This window comes from Cellulomonas citrea, from assembly GCF_009829685.1.
Lineage (GTDB): Bacteria > Actinomycetota > Actinomycetes > Actinomycetales > Cellulomonadaceae > Cellulomonas > Cellulomonas citrea.
The window spans coordinates 1-634 of sequence record NZ_VWSD01000351.1 but is presented as its reverse complement, the minus strand read 5'-3'; the positions used below and the strand labels follow the sequence as shown (position 1 = coordinate 634).

Annotated in this window: 1 protein-coding gene; it reads left to right on the top strand. The window is 62.5% G+C overall.

The features are described from left to right. A partial coding sequence (locus F2B26_RS16670; RefSeq protein WP_210766858.1) for an AtuA-related protein occupies positions 1-448 on the top strand: 448 nt, incomplete at its 5' end. Positions 449-634 lie beyond the last annotated feature (186 nt).

Genomic DNA, 634 nt, shown 5'->3' with positions numbered 1-634 from the left:
CACAATTGCTGGCATCGGCAGCAATCGCCCTGTTCCAGTCGCAGCTCCTGCGGGAGAGGGGGGGCAAAACCCCGATCGCAAACCGAATGATCGACCAAGTCGATCGGCGACCCCATACGTCGTATCGCCTGGTGACCGCTTGATCGATCTTGCCGTCGGGCGGAGTGGGGACAAAGGCGATATGGTCAACATCGGTATTCTGGCGCGAAACGAAGCTTCGTGGCATTTCCTGCGCGAGCACCTGAGCGCGGAGGCAGTAGGGAAGTGGCTGGACCACCTCGAACCGCGTCGGGTCGAGCGTTTCGAGCTCCCCGGCAGTCGCGGCCTTAACTTTGTGTTGCATGGCGTTCTGGAGGGCGGGGGATTGGCTAATCTGCACATGGATGCCCAGGGCAAGGCGGTCGCTGGAATGCTGCTCGACATGCCGGTGGATCAGCTGTGTCCGTAAGCCACCCGTGATACGGCGACCGCGCACCCCGGAAGGGCACCTGGCTCGCCAAAACTCGCCACGGTCCGTGCCGACATTCGCAGCCACGCCGATCGGGATCGCAACCTCGACCGGAGAGAAGCTCTGGCAGGACGAACACGCAGTCGTCCCAGTCACTTAGGGGCGGGCAACAAATCTGATGTCGGG